Origin of the sequence: Kitasatospora sp. GP30, from assembly GCF_029892145.1 — a bacterium.
GTDB classification, from domain to species: Bacteria; Actinomycetota; Actinomycetes; order Streptomycetales; family Streptomycetaceae; genus Kitasatospora; species Kitasatospora acidiphila.
In genome coordinates, this window is record NZ_JARZAH010000004.1 from 388,101 (window position 1) to 406,078 (window position 17,978).

Here is a 17,978-nt window from a genome sequence, read left to right on the forward strand (position 1 = left end):
CGAGAGCCGGCACATCGCGGTGCCGGCCCGCCGGGCGGCCCGGGGTGCGCTGCCGGGGGAGGAGAACGACTCGCGTGTCGCCGTTCGGCCGTCGAGCACCAACAGTAGCCCGGCGACTACCGGCGGGATCCGTCCGCGGTGCGACGGGTCGACCTCGATCAAGCGCTTTTGGACATCTATGCAATGGACATGACGGTGCATCAGGTGATCCTGCGCTACGCCGTGCGCCCTTGTGGGGCGGAGCCGACGAGGTTTCCGCCGGTCACTGCCCGGTCGCGGTGCCGGTGCGGGCGCGCAGCAGCGGGCCGAGCCGGATCGCGCTCCAGGCGTAGCGGGTGAGCAGGCTCACCTGGCCCGCGGTGACGGTGGCACGGCTCTCCGGTGGGAGGCCGGCGATCCCGATGGTGGCCACCGCGGCGGCCCGCAACCGCCGTCCCAGCGCGTCGAAGCCGCCCTCGGCGGGCCGGGCCAGCCGGGGGGCCTGCAGGCCGACCAGCAGGCAATGGATCCACAGCTCGGTGGCGAACGCCGCTCCGAACAGCCGGCTCACCTCGGCGCCGAGCGCCACCGGCCGCCGCTCGTCGACCAGTTGGAGCACCCGGTCCGGTTCGATGCCCAGGTGCGGCAGCGCCTCCCACCAGAGTGAGTGACCGCGGCGCTGCGGCTCGGCGGCCAGCGCGTCGACGCGCAGATGGGCATGGCCGAGGCGGAGGTAGGGCAGCCCGTCGACGGCGTCGAGGACCGGCCCTGACTCCAGCCACCCGGCGACCTCCGGCGCGTCGACCAGGCAGGCGGCTCGGCGCAGCCCCTGCGAGACGTCGTGGCCGGTGAGGCTGGCCGTGCCGACGTGCTGCACCAGGTTCGGTACGGCGAGCAGGCTCATCCGCCCGGTTCGGCGGAGCACCTGGGAGAGGACCTCGTCGTCGTGCCGGTCCGCGCTCGCGACGGCATGGCGGCCGAACTCATCAGCCGTGGCGGTCGGCAGGCTCACGGCCAGGGTGGGCGTGAACTCCTCCGGGACCGCCCGCACCCAGCTCGCACCGGCCAGCGCGGCCAGCCGGACGGCCGCACCGTTGCGGCTGTTCCAGTGCGTGTAGAAGGCGAGCGCCTCGTCCGGGTGCCGGGCCGCCGAGCGTCGCACCAGCTCGGTCAGTCCGGCCGGCCCGGCCAGATCGTCCTGCACCACCAGATGGTGGCTGGCGCCCGGGCGCACCGAGGCCCAGGCGGCGATGGCCGTGCGCAGCGCCGAGGGGGCGTCGTCCGGGGCCGGGTCCACCACCACGGCGTCGAGGCCGAGCTCGGCGGCGATGCGCTCCGCCTGCTCCAACCGACGGGGGTGGGTCATGACGGCGGAACTGACCAGGGTGAATGCCATTCGTCCACATCCTTAGGGCCGCACGCGGTGGTCCGATGGTGGCAGACCCTTAATCAAGTCCCGTGCGGCGCAGAGAACATGGCCGGAAATCACACCTGTCATGTTCCGCTTCCGGGCGGCTGGGTATGGACGATCGACGCACTCGCCGGAAGAGTCCGAAAGGCGCCCCCATTTCCCACCTCTTTCGTCTCACCTCATTCGTCGCAGCTTTTTCGTTTCGGCGGTTTGGAGATCATGAATGCCTGCCCTGAGCGTGCTCATTCCGCTTTACGGCGACCCGCCAGGCCCGAGCCGCCTGCGGGAAGTGACCGCGGCCTGGCTGGCTCAGGACATCCCCTGCGAGGTCGTCATCGCCGTGGCGGGTGAGCTGCCGGTGCGGCTCGCCGCCGACCTGGACCAGCGACCCGGAGTACGCGTCCTCTCCGCGCCCGCCACCACCACCGCGCCGGGGCTGCTCCGCAACCTGGCGGCGGACCATGCCCGGGCCGAGCTGCTCCACCTGTCCGACGCGGACGTGGTGCCGCTCGGGCGCGACTTCCTGAGCCGGGGGCTGGCGCTGGCCGGGGGCAGGCCGGTTGCCCAGCCCTGGATGCACCGGCTGTCCGACCCGGCGGGGGAGCTCGCCGGGCAACCCGTGGTGGACTACCGGCCGGCCGGCCGCGACCCGTTCTGCTACGTGACTCCCGGGCCCGGCAGGTCCCTCCAGGCGCGTGGTGACGAGGAGATCGCCTTCAGCACCCGGGTGTACGGCTCGGCCACCCTCCCGACGCCCAAGGTCTTGCCCCCGCGGACGCGCGAGGCCACGCACCGACTCCGCAGCAGGAGTGGCGAGCGCCCTACCACTGGGGAGGCATGCTGATCTCGCGCCGGCTCTTCGAGTCGGTGGGTGGGTACTGCCCGCAGTACTTCGGCTGGGGCAACGAGGACGACGACCTGCTGGTCAAGGCCGAAGCCCGCACCGGCGTCAGCCGCGGCTGGCAGATCGACCGCTCGTGGCGCTGCCTGCACTTCGAGCACCCGACCGCGCACGAGTGGACACCGCAGCGCGCCGCGAACGCGGAGCGTTTCGCCGACCGGCTCGCCCTCGGGCCCGACGCCATGATCGAGCAGGATCTCGCCGTGCACATCGCAGCGAAAGGTGGAGCAAGTGCCCGTTGAACGCCTCGACCTGGTCTCCAAGCTCTACCAGGCATCACTCTGGCCCCGGGTCGCCGACGTGGCGGCCGGCGCCAAATCCGCCGCACCGCTGGTCGTCGACCTCGACCCCACCACCTTCTGCGACCTGGCCTGCCCCGAGTGCATCAGCGGAAAGCTCCTCAACCAGAGCCGGTTCAGCCCCGAACGGCTGCTGGCCCTGGCCGAGGAGCTGGTGGCCATGGACGTCCGGGCGGTCATCCTGATCGGCGGCGGCGAACCGCTGGCCCATCGCGGCACCCGCAAGGTGCTGCGCACCCTGGGCGAGGCCGGCATCGCCATCGGCGTCGTGACCAACGGCACCATGATCCGGCAGAACCTGGACGAACTGGCCCGCTACGCCAGCTGGGTGAGGGTTTCGATGGACGCCGGCAGCAGTGCGACCTACGGCCTGTTCCGGCCCGACCGCAAGGGCGCCAGCGTCTTCGACAAGGTGGTCGCCAACATGCGGCTGCTCGCCGGGGCGAAGACCGGCTCGCTGGGCTACTCGTTCCTGCTGATGACCCGCCGGAACGCCGATGGAAGCACCGTCAGCAACCACCACGAGGTGCTGCGGGCAGCCGAGTTGGCCCGTGACATCGGCTGCGACTACTTCGAGCTGAAGGCCATGTTCGACGACGAGCACCACGTGCTGGACATCCCCGCCGACCTCCTCGGCTCGGTCGAGGAGCAACTGCGGCAGGCCGGCCGCCTGACGAGCGACACCTTCGAGATCGTCAACTCCTCCACGATCAACGCGGTACGAGCCCTCGAAGGCCCGGTGCAGCCCAAGGAGTACCAGCGCTGCCGGGTCGCGGAACTCCGCACCCTGGTCACCCCGTCGGGGGTCTACATCTGCCCGTACCACCGGGGCAATCCGAAGGCGCGGCTCGGCGACGCGGTCACCGACAGCTTCGCCGACATCTGGAAGCAGTCCGATCGCGCGATCGTGGATCCTCGGACGGACTGCACCTTCCACTGCGCCCGCCACCGCTCGAACCTCGAAATAGAGGCGATCGGTGAGGACGGAGTTCCATCGCGCGGGCTGATCGAGGATCAGGATCCGTTCATCTGACCCGGCTCCGGGCGGCGGCGGGCGCCCGGTCACAGAACAGGCGCCGCTGCCGCCTCCCCGGCAGAGCGGATCGCGGCCGGACCGGCCTCCCCGGCAGAGCGGATTGCGGCCGGACCGGCCTCCCCGGTAGAGCGGATTGCGGCCGGACCGGCCTCCAGCACCCGGGCGTCCGGGCACTCGTACCGGTAGGCCCGCCGGAGCGCGTCGGCGAGCTGCGCGGAGACCGCCGCATCGCAGACGCCGACCAGCGCCCCGCCACCGCCTGCCCCGCTCAGCTTGAGCTCGAAGCCGGCGCTGCTCCGGGCGAGCCGGCGAAGGCGCTCCAGGAACGGCGTCGACATCCCCTGGTGGTCCCGCATCGCCCGGTGAGCCTGGCGCATGGCCTCGGTGAGACCGGCCAGGTCCCGCGTGCGGATGTTCTCCCAGACCGCGCCGGCCGCCGCGTCGGCACTCGCCAGGTAGGCGGCGAGCCGCGGGTCGCGAGCCGCTGCCTGGGCTCGAACCGTACGGATGTGGTCTTGGGTCGACTTCGCGGTCCGGGAGTCGACCACGATCAGGGACCACCGGCCGGGGAACGCGAGCTGCTCGCACAGCTCGGGCAGGCCGGCCGGCCGCCCCCGGGTGAGCACAGCGCCGCCCAGCGACACCGCGAGCTGATCCATGCCGCCGCCGCGGCAGACCTCGAACTCGCACAGGTAGGCCCACTCGGTCAGCGTCGCCCGGGACGGCCGCCGCGCTGCGGGCAGCAGCGCGCTGAAGGCCTCGAACAGCGCGACGATCAGCGCGGTGGAGGAGGACAGGCCACTGGCGACCGGAGCGTCGCTGCTCACCTCGGTCTCCGGAGGCAGCGGGCCGAGGTCGGGCAGCCGGGCGCGCAGGAAGTCCCACACGGCCGCGCCCCAGTGCCCCGCCGCCGTCGGCGCGCCCGGCGCCCCGGCCCCGTCGGCCCGCGGTCGCGCCACCACGGTCGTCGGCAAGTCCAGGGCGACACACACCGACCGGCCGCCGAGCCAGTCGAGATCCTCCCCGGCAAGACATGCCCTGGTCGGTACGGTGGCGCGTGCCGCGCCCGTGGAGACCGTCATCGTGCCTGGAACCTCCCGGTCGAGATGAACTCCTCGTACAACCGCAACACCACGGCGGTGGGCGGATGGAGCGGCTGCGGCGGCGCCTTCAGATCGAAGAACGCCGCCGCGGTGACCTCCGCCGCCTCCGGGCGCAACTCACCCGACCAGCGCCGGGCGGTGAAGCAGAGCGCGAAGCAGTGCACCCGATCGCCGTTCGGGTAGGCCAAGGTGTGGATCCCGGGATCGGAGAGGCTGGCGAACGGCACCAGGTCGGCTTCCCGGACTCGTAGCCCGGTCTCCTCGGCCAGCTCCCGCACAGCGGTGTCGGCGAAGCCGCCGTCTTCCTCGCAGGAGCCGGCCGGCAGCTCCCAGACCCCGTTGTCGCGCCGGCGCTGGAACAGGCCGTGCCCCGCCCCGTCCACCAGCAGGACCTGCGCCCCGGGGACGAGCAGCAGCCGGCTGCCCACCTGCTTCCGGAGCGACCAGATGTAAGAGCCGACATATCCCATGGCCGATCCCTTGCCCTCGCACGCACTGACGGACTGACGCTGCGTCAGTTCAACGCCGAACTCCCGGCCGTGAGCCAGTCGGGCACCGCGTGCGGCGTCTCGGTCAGCCAGCGGACGTAGCGTGCCACGCCGCCCCGCACATCGAACCGGGGCCGCCAACGCAGCAGCCGGTCGGCCCGGGTGGTATCGGCGTAGCCGCCCAGCGGATCGCCGGCCGGCCGCGGCGTCTCCACGAAGGTCGCCTCCGGGTAGTGCGCCGCCACCAGTTCGGCCACCCGGCGTACCGAAGTCGGCTTCCCGGTACCCACATTGATGGTCTGACCGGCGGCAGCCGGTTCGACCAGGGCCAGCACGGTCGCTTCCGCCACGTCCTCGACGTGCACCAGGTCCCGCACCTGTCCGCCACCGCCGTTCAGCCGGAGCGGGAGGCCGACGCGGGCGTGCATCGCGAGCCAGGCCACCATCCAGGAATGACTCCCGACCTTCGGGACCTGGGGATCACCGTAGACCGAGAAGTACCGCAGCACGGTGTACTCGGGGCCGCCGGGAGCCCCCAGCAGCAGCCTGATCTGGTGCTCGGCCCAGAGTTTGGAGTTGGCGTAGACCGAGATCGGGACCAGTGGCTGCTCCTCGGAGAACCGCTGGGGCCCGCTCGACTCCAGCCCGCCGGAGCCGTAGACGGCGGCGGAGGAGGCGAAGACCAGGCGCCGCGCCCGGGACGCGGCCACCTCCTCCAGTACGGTCTGGGTGCCGCGGACGTTGGCGGCGAAGGCGATGCCCGGGTGACGGGTGCAAGCAGCCACGTCCGCGTAGGCGGCGGCGTGGACGACGTAGTCCGCGCCACCGAGCACCCGTCGGAGCAGCGCCCGCTCGCAGATGTCGCCGACGACCAACTCCACGTCGAGTGAGTCGAGTCCGAAGAGCTTGTGGACGGGGTCCGGGTAGGCGTCGAGACGGTCCAGGACGGTCACCCGCGCCTCGACCCGGCTCAGCAGCCGGGCGATCCGGCTGCCGATCAGGCCTCCGCCACCGGTGATCACGACTTTGGCCCCGCGTAATTGTTTGAGCCGGGACAGCTGTGAACCACTGGGATCTGGTGAACTACTGGGATCTGGTGAACTATTGGGGTCTGGCAGAACTCCTGGCACGGAAAAGGACAAGGTGTACCTCCGTGAGGTTGAATGCCTGGGACAAGAATGCCCAGCGGCTACCGTGCCCGCCAGAGTGCGAACTTCAGCCGCTTCGGTCCCAAGCGGCGCAATGGCCGATAATCGTCCTGCCGGAAGGCTGATCAATTCCCTAGGATCCCCGAGGTTCTGCACCACGGAGAAACAGAATGGGTGTGGTCGAAATGCGGTCGAAAGCCTCGCGTGACCTCAGGCTCAGCGGTTCCGTCATGACCCATCCGAAGCGCCTGGAGGCCGCCGAGAGGCTCGCCGCCAACGCCCCGGAGGGCGCGCTCTCCGTCGTCATGGACCCCGACCCGACCGGCACTCCGTCGGTCCTGCGCACCGCGCTCGCGGCCTGGCGGTCGATCGCGCCGGACGCCACCCACCACCTGCTCCTCCAGGACGACATGATCCTGTCCGACAGCTTCTTCGAACGCGTGCACAGGGCCGTCGAGGAGATGCCGGACGCCGCGCTGAGCCTGTTCTGCCTCTGGGACTCGCGCAACGGCGCCGCGGTGCGCCTCGGCGCCCTGGCCGGGGCGCGCTGGGTGGAGGCCGTCAACGAGTACACCCCGACCGTCGCCATCGTGCTGCCCAGGCGGGCGGCCGTCGGCTTCGCCGAATACGGCGCGCGGCGGCTCGGCAGCTGGCCGGACGACATCCTGATGCGCGGCTACCTGCGGGCCGAGGGGATCCGCTCCTTCGTCGCGGTGCCGAACCTCACCGAGCACGACGACAAACCGAGTCTGTCGGGAAGCGCGTTCCGGGGCCCGCGCCGGTCGGTGTGCTTCCTGCCGGGCGACCCGGCCCGGGACGAGCACCGTCGGCTGGCCGGCCTCTCCGTGGCCCCCTTCTTCAAGAACGGCGTGGCACGCTGCTCGGTACGGATCCCGGGCTCCGCGCCGACCCGTTGGCAGGACATCGATGCCGAGCAGTACCTGGCCGGGCAGGGTGTGGACCTCGACCGGCTCCGCTCCCGGCTGCGCGGGATCGCCATCGACCCCCGCACACCAGGGCTGTGGGGCACCTGGCTGACCTCGTTCGTCACCGGGCTGGTCGATGGCAAGCACCAGACCGTCCAGCAGCCGGACCAGCGGCGGGACTCGGCCGCCGTCTCCGAGGCACTCGCGTCGATCGGTCCGGGCGGGCTGAGCCACAACCGGTCCGAGCAGGATCTCGACGCCGCGCGCGGCGAACTGCGGCGCGTCAGCGAACTCGGCGTGGCCGCGGGCGTGGAGGCAGCCGCCTTGGCGGTACCTGGCCGGCCCCGGCGCCGGCGACCCGGGCGGGCACCTGAGGCGGTGGCCGTGCTGGGAGGGAACACGCCGCTCGGCGAGTTCGTGGTCCGGGGCCTGCGCGACCGGGGGCATCAGGTCAGGGTGCTCGATCTCCGCACGCCGGACGGCACCCTGCCGGATGTCGACTACGGGGTCATCGGGCGGTCCGGTGACGCGCGGCCGGCCAGGGAACTCGCCAGTGCGGATGCGGTCGTCGACCTCAGCGAGCTCCGCCACGACCGGCCGCCGACCGCGCCTGGGACGGACGCGACGGAGACGACGGAGACGGCGGAGAGGATGGACGCGAGGGATAGGACGGAGAGGATGGACGCGAGGGGTAGGACGGAGAGGACGGACGCGAGGGATAGGACGGAGACGGCCGACGCGGGGGACGCGACGGACGCGACGGACGTGTCGTCTGCGCGGCGGCTGCGTGACGCGGCCGCGGCCAGGAGCGCGCACGCCCTGCTCATCCGGGTGAGCCCGTTCCCGGTTGCCGAACACCCGGGCCCACTCGAGTACTTCCTGCACCCGGGCGACCTCTACGGGCCCGGCTGCGCCCGGGACTCCGTGATCGGGCGGATGGTCTGGCAGGCCCTGCTCAGCAGGCCCATCGTGCCGGCGCTCCGACCGGAGGAGAGCCTGCACCCGCTTCACGTGGACGACCTGGTCAACGCCGTGTCGGTCGCGATCAGGACCCGTCCCACCGCGCGCGCCTTGGCGCTCGGCACACCATGCTCGGTGGCGGACGTCGCTGCCGCCATCCAGCGGGTGGTGCGTCCGGTCCCCGTCGAGCCGTGGCACGCCGCTCTCGCGGGCCCGGGTCAGTCGGCCGCCCCTGGCGACCGTCTCCCTGGTTGGCGCGCCGGGGTGGACCTCGCCTACGGCCTGCACACCTTCGCGCAGTGGCTGGCCTACGAGGGCGAGCACGGGGAAACCGACTGACCGTCAGCCCTGTTCGTCAGCGAGTGCCGGTACCGTTCAGCGCAGGAAGGCGACCCCGCCGTAGCAGGAAGCCTCGGCGTCGGTGACCGGGTCGCCGTCCGACTCCGGTTTCGGGCGCCAGCGGGGGGTGGCGACGATACCGGGCTCCACCAGCTCCCAGCCGTCGAAGAGCGCGGCGATCTCCTCAAGGGTGCGGGCCTGGAGGTCGGTTCCGGACGACTGGTACACCTGCTCCAGCCGCTGCGCCTCCGCGGCGGCGAAGTCAGGCGTGAGATGGCTTATGGCCAGCGAACTGCCGCTCGGAAGCTGGGACTTGAATGCCTCGGCAATGTCGGCCGCGGTCCGGTCGGGCTTGTCGGCGATGAAGTGGAGCAGCGCGTTCATGCTGAGCCCGACGGGCCGCGAGAAGTCGAGCACTTCGCGCGCTCCGGCAAGCACCTTCTCGGGGTCGCGGACGTCCCCCTGCACATACGCGGTGCGGCCCTCGGGGGTGCTGCGCAGCAGTGCTTCGGCGTGGGTGAGGACGATCGGGTCGTTGTCGGCGTAGACGATCCGGGCGGCCGGATTCACCCCCTGCGCGACCTCGTGCAGGTTCGGCGAGGTCGGAATGCCGGTGCCGATGTCGAGGAACTGGTCGATGCCCTGCTGGGCGAGGAACCTGATCGAACGGTGCATGAACGCCCGGTTGGCGCGCGCCGCGGCCCTGGCGAACGGGAACACCGCCAACGCCCGGCCGGCAGCCTCCCGGTCGGCCGGGAAGTTGGTGACACCGCCGAGGTAGTAGTCGTACATGCGGGCGGAGTGCGGTATGTGGATGTCGAGATTGATGCTGAACTCGTCGCTCGCCTCGCCCGCGTGGGCATCCTCTGCGCTCATCGCGTCCCCCTGGTTCCGGTGCTGGTTCCCGTGTCCTGGTGCCCGTTGACCCCGGGCGGGACCCCGGAGCGGCAACCCATCAGATCATGCCCGGCATGTGGCTGGAAGCGACCGATCCACCGATTGGTGGGCATCGAAGCCCATCCGGTTCCGAATGGGGGCGACCACCGGCGCGCATGTTCGTCACGCGCCCCAGCAGTGCTACCAGTGCCGCCAGGCACGCGCCACTGGCGCGCCGAATCGTCGGCCGCCGACCCCGGTCGCCCTCAACGGGCGTGACGGCGGGGGCGCATGAGGTCATCTCAGTCGGCGCTGTCCGAACTATTCGCCGGTAGCCGTTTGTCGATTACAGTGACCTGACATGCTCGCCCGGAAGCAGCGGGCGTGCACGTACGGGCCACTGCGCGCACCGCCTTCAGGAGAGGAGGTGACCACGATGCAGATCACCAAGACCGTGATGAGCAGCGGGACTTCGAGCTCGACTCCGCGGATCGACGCCCCGCCGGCGTACCGTATCGACGCCCCGCCGGCGTACCGTATCGACGCTCCGCCGTCCCGGGTTGACTCGCACGCCGAGCGGGACAGCTGAGCCGATGCCGAGGCAGACCTATCGACGGTCGGGGCCCCACCCTCGGGGTCCCGACCCGACGCGGGAGCGGATTTGAGGCTGAGCCTGGTGTCGATGCCGTGGCAGCTGCTGGAGCTGCCCTCGTTGGCGATCGGCATTCTGCGCCGCCGCGTGGCACAGACCCGGCCGGAAGCCGAGGTCCGCGAGGTGCACGCGGCGATGGACTGGGCCGGATTCCTACTCGCCGAGAGCGGTGGGGCGCTCACCCCGCACGACTACACGCACGTCGCGGAGACCGGCCTGCACCACGGGCTGGGGGACTGGGTGTTCGCCGGTGTGCTCTACGACGACGACCGCTGGCGCGAGTTCGAGCTCAACCGCTATGCGAAGGCCAACGACGTCGACATCGACGTGGTACGCCGGATGCGCCCATACGCGCGCCCCTTCGTCGAGCGAGTCGTCGACGAGATCCTCAGCCAGGACCCGGACGTCGTGGGGTTCACCACCACGTTCATGCAGAACGTGCCGAGCCTCGCGGTCGCCCGGCTGCTCAAGCAGCGGCGACCCGGAGTGCGGACCGTCATGGGCGGGGCGAACTGCGACGGGCCGATGGGCGCGGCGCTGCACCGCAACCACCGCTTCGTCGACTTCGCCGTCCGAGGCGAGGGCGAACTCGCCTTCCCCGCGCTGCTGGAGCACCTCGAGGCGGCCACACCGCCACTGGACGTGCCCGGGCTGTGCTGGTGGGACGGCGACCGGCCGGTGGCGAACCCCGAGAGCGCCGCACAGGTCCCGCCCGGCCTGATCCCCGCCCCCGACTACACCGACTGGCAGCGCGCCCTGGAGGCGTCCCCGACACGTACCTTCGTCGAACCCAAGCTCGCCGTCGAGGGCGCCCGCGGCTGCTGGTGGGGCGAGAAGCACCAGTGCACCTTCTGCGGGCTCAACGGCTCAGCCATCGCCTTCCGCAGCAAGGACGCCGACGCCGTGTGGCAGGAGGTGTCCGGCCTGATCGAGCGGCACCGCATCCTGGACCTGGTGATGGTGGACAACATCCTGGACATGGGCTACTTCGGCAGCCTGCTGCCCCGGATGGCCGCCAGTGGTTGGGACTTGCGGGTGCACTACGAGGTGAAGTCCAATCTCCGCCCCGACCAGCTGGATCTGCTCGCGGCGGCCGGAGTGGTGCACATCCAGCCCGGCATCGAGAGCCTCAACGCCCGGGTGCTCGACCTCATGGACAAGGGCGTCGGCGGCGCCCGGAACGTGAGCCTGCTGAGAGACTGCCACGAGCGCGGCCTGACGGTGAGTTGGAACTACCTCTACGGCTTCCCCGGGGAACGCGACGCGGACTACGGGACCGTGATCGACCAGATGCCCGCACTGGTGCACCTGCAGCCGCCGGGCGGCACCATACGCATAGCCCTGGAACGGTTCAGCCCGAACTTCGAACGCCCGGAGCTCGGGTTCGCCGAGCGTGCTCCGTCCCGTATCTACGACCACATCTACGACCTGCCGCCCGAGGAACTGGCGGATCTGGTCTACCTCTTCGACACACCGCCGCAGGGCATCCGCGGCGAGATCGAGGCCCGGCTCCACCGCGCGGTCGACGCCTGGCGGGCCGCGCACACCACCTCGTCCCTGGTGATGGTGGCCGACAGCGACAGCGACAGCGACAGCGACAGCGACAGCGACAGCGACAGCGACAGCGACAGCGACAGCAACAGCAACAGCAACAGCGACGGCGACGGCGACGGAGAGGTGCGGATCGCCGACCGCAGGCACGGCTGGCCGTCGCGCGACCACCTGCTGCACGGTCTGGACGCCGCCGTGTACCGGCTCACCGAGCGGGTCCGCACCGTGCCGTCCGTCCTCCGGGCGCTCGCCGAACAGGGCCGGCAGGCGTCCCAGGACCAGGTGGCTGCGGCGCTGGCCGGCCTGCGCGAGCTCGGACTCGTCTACTGCGACGGGGAGCAGTTCGTGGCACTGGCGGTGCGCGACCTCCCGGTGCGCGTCTCCCCGCAGCGGATGAGCCTGACGCCTCTCACGCCGGCGGGTGGGATCCCGGACCCGTTCCCGGAGGGAGCCGAGTGACCGCGGTGTTCGGCGATCGGGCGGCTGACCTGTTCCGCAGGCACGACCCCGGCTACGGCGCCACGGTGGAGCGCGGCATCATCGTCGTGCACGACGAGGTCGACCTCGGCGGGAACCCGCTTGCCACGCTGACGTTCCTCGCGTTCCTGCGGGTCTGCCTGGAGGAGGGCGTGGCGGTTCGTTGGTCGGCCACCGCCTGCGGCGAGCTCGACACCGCACCGCTGCACCATCTGTGGCCGCCGAGCGGGATCGCCGGGCTGCCCACCGATCGCTGGCGGGCCTGGCACAACGCGTTCAGGTACGGGCTGTGCCACTTCAGGCGGGGGCCGGGCTTCATCACGGTCAAGGATGGCCGGGCGGAGCATGACGTCCATCTGATGCTCGACCACTCGGACCTGATCGCCGCCTTCCTGGCCGGACGCACTCCGCTGCCCGCCGACTCCCTCACCGCGACGCAGCGCCTGGCGGTGGACCTGCTCACCGCGGAGAGCCTGATGTACTGTCTCGGCGATCTGCTGCTGACCCTGCCCGCACACATGCGCCGCTGGCCCGTACCGTTCAGCGCGGTCTGAGCCATAGGCACGGAAACGCAGCAGGCAGCACCCCCGTCGAGCCGCTGGGCGCGGGGGACTGCGGAGCGGATGCGGGTGGCGGAGACACCAACGGCGCGGGCTGCGCGGGTGGTTGTTTCGTGACCCGACCGCCGTGCGGATAGCCTCGCCCCATGGCCATAGGTGATGACAGCGAGCGTGGCGGTGGCGATCTCGGGGCGCCAGGCTGGGCCGCCACGCGAGCGTGGGTGGGGAAGCAACTCGGCGCCGGGGAGCGCTTGGTGGGCGCCGAGCGGCTGCGAGGCGGTTGGACCTCTCGGATGCGCCGCCTGCACATCTCGGGCCCGGACGGCCGACGTGCCCTGGTGCTGCGGTCGTTCGTGAAGCCCTTCTACGTCCAGCACGCGGATGGCCTGTTGTCACGCGAAGCCGCGGTTATGTGCCTGCTCGGCGGCACGGACGTGCCGGCGGCCGTGTTCGTGGACGTGGACTCGACTGCGATGTACTGCGACCACCCGTCGTTGCTGATGTCGCTGCTGCCCGGCACCGTCCGCGTGCACGACCACGGTGCTGAGCAGCGTGCCGATCTGCTGGCCGCGCAGTTGCTGAGCATCCATCAGGTCGAAGTCAACGCGGAGACAAGGCCACGGACTTGGCAGGCCTGGACGTCGCCGGAGCGGGTGCGGCTGCCCGAGTCCACGGCACGGCCGGACCTCTGGCAGCGGGCCGTCGACGTCATCCGGCAGGATCCGCCCGCCTACCAAACCTGTTTCCTGCACCGGGACTTCCACCCGGGCAACGTCCTCTTCGAGGGCGACGAGGACGAAGTCCGGATCAGCGGCGTCGTCGACTGGGTGGAGACCTCTTGGGGACCGGCCGACCTGGATGTAGCCCACTGCTCAACAGCTCTGGCGCTGCTGCATGGTGTGCCCCTGGGGATGAGTTTCGCGGACCGCTACCTCGCCGCCGGAGGGCGACTCGCCGAGCAGCGCGCGGCGCAGCTGTACTGGCGGCTGATCGACGCCCTGGCGTTCGCTCCCGACGCGGAGAAGGTCGCCGTCCCGTGGCGTGAACTCGGCCGCACTGATCTGACACCTGCCCTCCTGACCAGCCGACTTGAGGAATACCTGCTGGCCATCCTCAAGCGCTACTCGTAGGTTGGACACTCATAGGTCGGACCCGATCGATCCCCGCCTCCTCGGCCCGCTCGGATCGGCACCTCGTCGCTCGCCCCGAGATGGAGTGTTATGCCTGACATGAGAGCCTTCCGTGAGGCGGTCACGGCGTGGGTGGCAGGTGGCCCCGGCCGAGACCTGGCGCACGAGTTGGCCGAGCGGCTGCCGGTCCGGACGATCGTGCTGCTCGAAGGGCCGAGCGATGTCGCCGCCGTCGACGCCCTCGCCGCGGCCTGCGGCCGGGACCTGTCGGCCGAGGGGATCTGCGTGCTGCCGATGGGCGGCGCGATGAGCGTCGGCCGCTTCGCCGAGCTTCTCGGACCAACCGGCCTGGGTCTGCACCTGACGGGACTGTGCGACGTGCAGGAGCGCGACTACTACGTGCGCGGCTGGGCGCGGGCCGGTGCCGACCCGCAGGACTTCCTCGTGTGCGAGGCGGACCTGGAGGACGAGTTGATCCGGGCGCTGGGCGTGGACCTGGTGCGGGAACTCATCCGGGCGGAGGGCGACCTGCGCGCCCTGGAGGTCTTCCTGCAGCAGCCCGCTCAGCGGAGCCGCACCGCGCAGCAGCAGTTGCGGCGCTTCTTCGGCACCAAGAAGGGACGCAAGATCCACTATGGCCGCGTCCTCGCCGAGGCCCTCACACCCGAGCGGATACCCGCGCCACTCTCCGGCCTGTTCGCCGTCCTCTGAGCCGGGCGATGCGCTGCACTGGGCGGAAACCCCGTGCACGAGGAGGAGGTTACTGAGGGTTGGGGGAGGGCATGGCCTGGCGCTGTACCGCCGGGCCATGCCCTACTCATGCTGATCGCTGTCAGTTCACCGCAACCAGGGTGTTGTTACCCACGGCAGCGGTGAACTCGGCGAAGGCGTAAGGGCTGTAAACGTGCGCCGGGCCGGTCGGATTCTTGCTGTCGCGCACCGCGACGTGGCCTGGCAGGCTGGCAGCTTCGACGCAGTTGCTGGACTGGTTGCTCTGAGTGGCCTTCGTCCAGGTGGCGCCCAGGGCGGCTGCGTTGGGGTGGAACGTCATGTCAGTTTGTCTCTCTGTTCGGTGATGAGCGCAATGGAGTCGTCCGGACCAAGAGCGACTGCCCTGATCAGATCGAACTTCTTTGCATACAGCGCCACGTCGGCAGCATCCTCGACCCAGAGGCTGGTCTGCGGCCCGTCGATGAGGACCACGTCGAGGTCGTTCCTTTGCGGAAAACCGAGGATGGTGAAGCTGCCGTTCATCCCGTGGTGAGCCGGGGCGCCGATCGGCATCACCTGAATGTTGACGTTGGGGCGCTTCGCCCGTTCGATCAGCAGGCTCAGCTGCTCTGCCATGATGGCGGGGCCACCAACACCTGAGCGGATTGCCTGCTCGTCTATGACGGCCCAGAGATCCAGCGGGCTGGTGCGAGTGAGTACACCTTGGCGTGCGAGCCGTACGTCCACAATGGCATCGACGTTGACGTCCTGCCGCAGTTCCAGCTTTGAAACGATCTCGCGAGCGTACGCCGGAGTCTGGAGTAGGCCAGGGACAAAAGCGACTTGGTAGTCCTTCATGGAGTCGGCATCTGCCTCCAGGGGGATCAGGTCTCCCAATGCGTCGCTGAGGTATGGACTGTAGGACTGCCACCACATGCCGCGCTTGGCCCCATTGCGAGCCATTTCGACCAGGGCATCGATCAGCGCGGTGTCGTCGCACTGGTAGAGCGCGAGCAACTGGCGGACGTCATCCGGCTTGACTGCGCCGCGACCGTTCTCAATGCGGCTCAACTTCGGCTGACTCATTCCGACGAGTTGCCCAGCAACCTCGTCGTGCCCCAGGCCGGCTTCTTCGCGGCGGCGACGCAACTGGGTGCCGAGTTGGCGCCGCCGAACCGTTGGGCCGTCGTTGCTGCGCCGCCGGGTCGTCGGCTCAGCTTCTCCTGCCATCCCCTGCCCCTCCTGACCTGTCAGTGGTCCAGTTTGCCTTGTTGCTTGTTGCGTGCGCTACCAGCAACTGACGTGCTGGGAGCCCGAATCCAGGTTCGAATTGGATATATCCAAGTTTTGGTGATCGGCTTGCATTCGCAGGCTATCAGCCTCCATGCTGACTGTGACGAGCTGAAAGCCCTCGGTGATCAGACATCGATGGCTCGTGCTGCCTTGTTCGTCAACGTTCACCTTGGCAGCACGTTGACCGACCGTCAGACCCGGCCTGCCCCTTGCCTGCGTCCCCTCGTGGTCGCAGCGCCCAGGGCTTGCACCGCGCCGTGACGATCGCCGCGACCGTCACGGCCGCTTACCTCTTACCTCAGCCGTTTACGCACATCTCCGGCCAGGAGGAAGCAGTGGACCCTGTTCGCATCGAAACTGCCGCCAACTACCAGGCAGTTGGCAAGGCAAGACGCGAGATCATCGCCAGGCTGGCCGAGGCCGGCCTGCAATTGGACGCCGAGACCGCAGACGCGGTGAAGCTCGGCCTGAGCGAGGTGCTGACCAACGCGCTCCTCCACGGGTGTGGTGGTGAGCAGCCCGAGGACTCCTCGCTCCGGCTCGTCATCGAAGCCGTGGTCGTGGGGGAGAAGCGGCTGCGCGTCTCCGTGTTGGACCCCAACCTGGCTGAACTGCCCAGCCAGCGGCGGCCGTCCCAGCTGGCGACCAACGGCCGGGGCCTGCTCCTCCTGGAGTTCGTCGCCGACGCTTACGGGCACCACGCCGACCCCGACGGGTGCGGGAAATGGGTGTGGTTCGAGCTGGTGATCGAACCCGACGGCGTTTGTATCAAGGGGGAAGAGGCGGCCAGGACGGAAGTTGGCGAACGAGCCAGGGCCCGTACGTAGGAGTGCGTTCCTGCACATGCGCCTGGCGCGCGTGCCCACGCCACCTGATCGCGTAGCGCTGGCGGCTCACCGTGGACGGCGACTGCGCCGACTATGATGCGGGTGTACGGGCCCGGGGACAGCCCGCCACGTGAGGGCCGCCACTCGAACGCCCAAAGGTGAAGTGATGACGGCCCGTCATTCGGACAGGTCGAGTCGGCTACGACATCCGGAGTGCGGAATGCAGTTCAGTCACGAGGACCCGCCGGCCCGTCCCGAACGGACGATGGCGTGGGCACGCGAAGAGTTGGGGAGCCGCATCGCGGTCCTGGCCAGCCAGCCGGTGGGACTGATCGGCTACGCGTCGGGGAGTCTGCCGGATGGTCTGCAGGAGACGTGGGAGATCAGCGTCAACTACCCGGAGCTGGTGGTGAAGACGCTTCGCTGGCCGGCGCGGACCCGCCCGGGAGTCACTGTGGTCGACCTGTTGAACGAGGCTCTCACGAACTTTGTGGGGGTGCCCGACGACGTCATGGCAGGTGACCTTGAGGGGTGGCTGGCCTTCCGGGCCGCCCGCCCGCAGGCGCCCGCCGATCCGGTGCCCGAAGCCGTGGTGATCGCCGATGCCGTCCACTCGGGTGTGCAGGCCGTGCGGGATGGCGTCACCGCCCGCCTGGTGGAGTTCGGCGGGATCGCGGTCATCGTCGTCGGCGCAGGCCTCGGGATGGTTGGCCTCACCTGGGTCTGAACTGCCTGAGATAGAACCCGTGCAGGCCGCTCCTCGATGTCCTAAGGTCGATCTTCATGACGAAGCCGATTCGGACTGTTCGCCTGGAACCGATGACCGAGGACGAGTTCAGCCCCTGGGCAGAGCCGCAGATCGCGCGTTATGCGCAGGCCAAGGCCGGGGCGGGGGCCTGGTCTGCGGAGGAGGCGCTGGCGAACTCCCGTGAGAACTTCGACCAGTTGCTGCCGAAGGGGCTCGCAACGCCGGGGAACCATGTGTGGGTGGCGCGTGACGAGGAGACGGGCGAGCGGGTCGGGACGCTGTGGATCCAAGTGCGCTCGTCTGGGGGCCGCTCGGAGGCCTTTGTCTGCTTCGTCGAGGTGGACGAGGCGCAGCGGGGCAAGGGCTACGGCCGCGCCATCATGGACGCCGGGTCAGCGGCTGCTCGGCGGCTCGGGGCGGCGTCGATGGCCTTGAACGTCTTCGAGGACAACACCACGGCCCAGAGCCTCTACAGCAGTCTCGGCTACCGCACCGCGAATCGGACCATGCGACTGGAGCTCTGAGGAGCCCGGCGACGCCCGGGATCCGGCGCCAGCGGGTGC

19 protein-coding genes are annotated in these 17,978 nt (G+C 70.2%); 12 read left to right on the forward strand and 7 right to left on the reverse strand.

Translation table 11 applies throughout. The features are described 5' to 3' along the window. Positions 1 to 262: 262 nt before the first annotated feature. Positions 263 to 1,375: a hypothetical protein gene (locus tag P3T35_RS09785; RefSeq protein ID WP_101383916.1), complete on the reverse strand. Its 1,113-nt coding sequence runs from the start codon at positions 1,373 to 1,375 to the stop codon at positions 263 to 265. Positions 1,376 to 1,613: 238 nt separating this feature from the next. On the opposite strand from P3T35_RS09785, the gene P3T35_RS09790 reads away from it, so the two are divergent. The 3 genes from P3T35_RS09790 to P3T35_RS09800 are packed head-to-tail and all read left to right on the forward strand — an operon-like array spanning position 1,614 to position 3,623. Further along, entirely contained in the window at positions 1,614 to 2,234 is a 621-nt protein-coding gene (locus tag P3T35_RS09790) for a glycosyltransferase (RefSeq protein WP_101383917.1), read from the forward strand. Further along, positions 2,228 to 2,533 carry a galactosyltransferase-related protein gene (locus tag P3T35_RS09795; RefSeq protein ID WP_101383918.1) on the forward strand — a complete coding sequence of 102 codons (306 nt, stop codon included), beginning with the start codon at positions 2,228 to 2,230 and terminating at the stop codon, positions 2,531 to 2,533. The genes P3T35_RS09790 and P3T35_RS09795 overlap by 7 nt, the downstream gene beginning before the upstream one ends. Further along, positions 2,523 to 3,623, forward strand: coding sequence for a radical SAM protein (locus P3T35_RS09800; RefSeq protein WP_101383919.1), 1,101 nt, complete (start codon positions 2,523 to 2,525; stop codon positions 3,621 to 3,623). The genes P3T35_RS09795 and P3T35_RS09800 overlap by 11 nt, the downstream gene beginning before the upstream one ends. A 29-nt stretch (positions 3,624 to 3,652) precedes the next feature. Here the strand turns inward: P3T35_RS09800 and P3T35_RS09805 are convergent, their stop codons facing one another. Genes P3T35_RS09805 through P3T35_RS09815 form a run of 3 tightly spaced genes read right to left on the reverse strand, consistent with a single transcriptional unit; the run spans position 3,653 to position 6,239 of the window. Further along, positions 3,653 to 4,708 (reverse strand): galactokinase, encoded by a 1,056-nt coding sequence (locus P3T35_RS09805; protein ID WP_101383920.1) that lies wholly within the window; start codon positions 4,706 to 4,708, stop codon positions 3,653 to 3,655. Continuing rightward, positions 4,705 to 5,199 (reverse strand): NUDIX domain-containing protein, encoded by a 495-nt coding sequence (locus P3T35_RS09810; RefSeq protein ID WP_101383921.1) that lies wholly within the window; start codon positions 5,197 to 5,199, stop codon positions 4,705 to 4,707. The genes P3T35_RS09805 and P3T35_RS09810 overlap by 4 nt, the downstream gene beginning before the upstream one ends. 44 nt (positions 5,200 to 5,243) lie before the next feature. Continuing rightward, entirely contained in the window at positions 5,244 to 6,239 is a 996-nt protein-coding gene (locus P3T35_RS09815) for an NAD-dependent epimerase/dehydratase family protein (RefSeq protein WP_348533404.1), read from the reverse strand. Between the two features lie 356 nt (positions 6,240 to 6,595). On the opposite strand from P3T35_RS09815, the gene P3T35_RS09820 reads away from it, so the two are divergent. Then, entirely contained in the window at positions 6,596 to 8,590 is a 1,995-nt protein-coding gene (locus tag P3T35_RS09820; protein ID WP_143677004.1) for a hypothetical protein, read from the forward strand. A 36-nt stretch (positions 8,591 to 8,626) separates the two neighbouring features. On the opposite strand, the gene P3T35_RS09825 is transcribed toward P3T35_RS09820, so the two are convergent. Beyond that, positions 8,627 to 9,466, reverse strand: coding sequence for an SAM-dependent methyltransferase (locus P3T35_RS09825; RefSeq protein WP_101383923.1), 840 nt, complete (start codon positions 9,464 to 9,466; stop codon positions 8,627 to 8,629). 427 nt (positions 9,467 to 9,893) lie between these two features. Between P3T35_RS09825 and P3T35_RS09830 the strand changes: the two genes are divergently transcribed. The 5 genes from P3T35_RS09830 to P3T35_RS09850 all read left to right on the forward strand — a co-directional run bounded on the left by P3T35_RS09830 (position 9,894) and on the right by P3T35_RS09850 (position 14,547). Then, positions 9,894 to 10,055, forward strand: a complete 162-nt coding sequence (locus P3T35_RS09830; protein ID WP_180356753.1) for a hypothetical protein — start codon at positions 9,894 to 9,896, stop codon at positions 10,053 to 10,055. Positions 10,056 to 10,148: 93 nt separating this feature from the next. Continuing rightward, positions 10,149 to 12,128, forward strand: a complete 1,980-nt coding sequence (locus P3T35_RS09835) for a RiPP maturation radical SAM C-methyltransferase (RefSeq protein WP_280705061.1) — start codon at positions 10,149 to 10,151, stop codon at positions 12,126 to 12,128. Further along, positions 12,125 to 12,700, forward strand: a complete 576-nt coding sequence (locus P3T35_RS09840) for a DUF5825 family protein (protein WP_101383925.1) — start codon at positions 12,125 to 12,127, stop codon at positions 12,698 to 12,700. The genes P3T35_RS09835 and P3T35_RS09840 overlap by 4 nt, the downstream gene beginning before the upstream one ends. Before the next feature lie 152 nt (positions 12,701 to 12,852). Further along, on the forward strand, positions 12,853 to 13,836 hold the full coding sequence (locus P3T35_RS09845; protein WP_101383926.1) for an aminoglycoside phosphotransferase family protein: 984 nt from the start codon (positions 12,853 to 12,855) through the stop codon (positions 13,834 to 13,836). A gap of 90 nt (positions 13,837 to 13,926) precedes the next feature. Beyond that, positions 13,927 to 14,547, forward strand: coding sequence for a TOPRIM nucleotidyl transferase/hydrolase domain-containing protein (locus P3T35_RS09850; RefSeq protein WP_101383927.1), 621 nt, complete (start codon positions 13,927 to 13,929; stop codon positions 14,545 to 14,547). Between the two features lie 121 nt (positions 14,548 to 14,668). Here P3T35_RS09850 and P3T35_RS09855 read toward each other — a convergent pair whose 3' ends face one another. Together P3T35_RS09855 and P3T35_RS09860 are read right to left on the reverse strand one after the other, a co-directional pair. After that, positions 14,669 to 14,887 carry a DUF397 domain-containing protein gene (locus tag P3T35_RS09855; protein ID WP_101383928.1) on the reverse strand — a complete coding sequence of 73 codons (219 nt, stop codon included), beginning with the start codon at positions 14,885 to 14,887 and terminating at the stop codon, positions 14,669 to 14,671. Continuing rightward, positions 14,884 to 15,777 (reverse strand): helix-turn-helix transcriptional regulator, encoded by an 894-nt coding sequence (locus P3T35_RS09860; protein WP_101383929.1) that lies wholly within the window; start codon positions 15,775 to 15,777, stop codon positions 14,884 to 14,886. Before P3T35_RS09860 ends, P3T35_RS09855 begins: the two co-directional genes overlap by 4 nt. A gap of 320 nt (positions 15,778 to 16,097) precedes the next feature. On the opposite strand from P3T35_RS09860, the gene P3T35_RS09865 reads away from it, so the two are divergent. The 3 genes from P3T35_RS09865 (at position 16,098) to P3T35_RS09875 (ending at position 17,939) form a co-directional block, all read left to right on the forward strand. Beyond that, on the forward strand, positions 16,098 to 16,667 hold the full coding sequence (locus P3T35_RS09865; RefSeq protein ID WP_180356754.1) for an ATP-binding protein: 570 nt from the start codon (positions 16,098 to 16,100) through the stop codon (positions 16,665 to 16,667). A gap of 220 nt (positions 16,668 to 16,887) precedes the next feature. Continuing rightward, complete coding sequence (locus P3T35_RS09870) at positions 16,888 to 17,394, forward strand: hypothetical protein (RefSeq protein ID WP_101383931.1); 507 nt, start codon at positions 16,888 to 16,890, stop codon at positions 17,392 to 17,394. 92 nt (positions 17,395 to 17,486) lie between these two features. After that, complete coding sequence (locus tag P3T35_RS09875) at positions 17,487 to 17,939, forward strand: GNAT family N-acetyltransferase (protein WP_180356755.1); 453 nt, start codon at positions 17,487 to 17,489, stop codon at positions 17,937 to 17,939. Positions 17,940 to 17,978 lie beyond the last annotated feature (39 nt).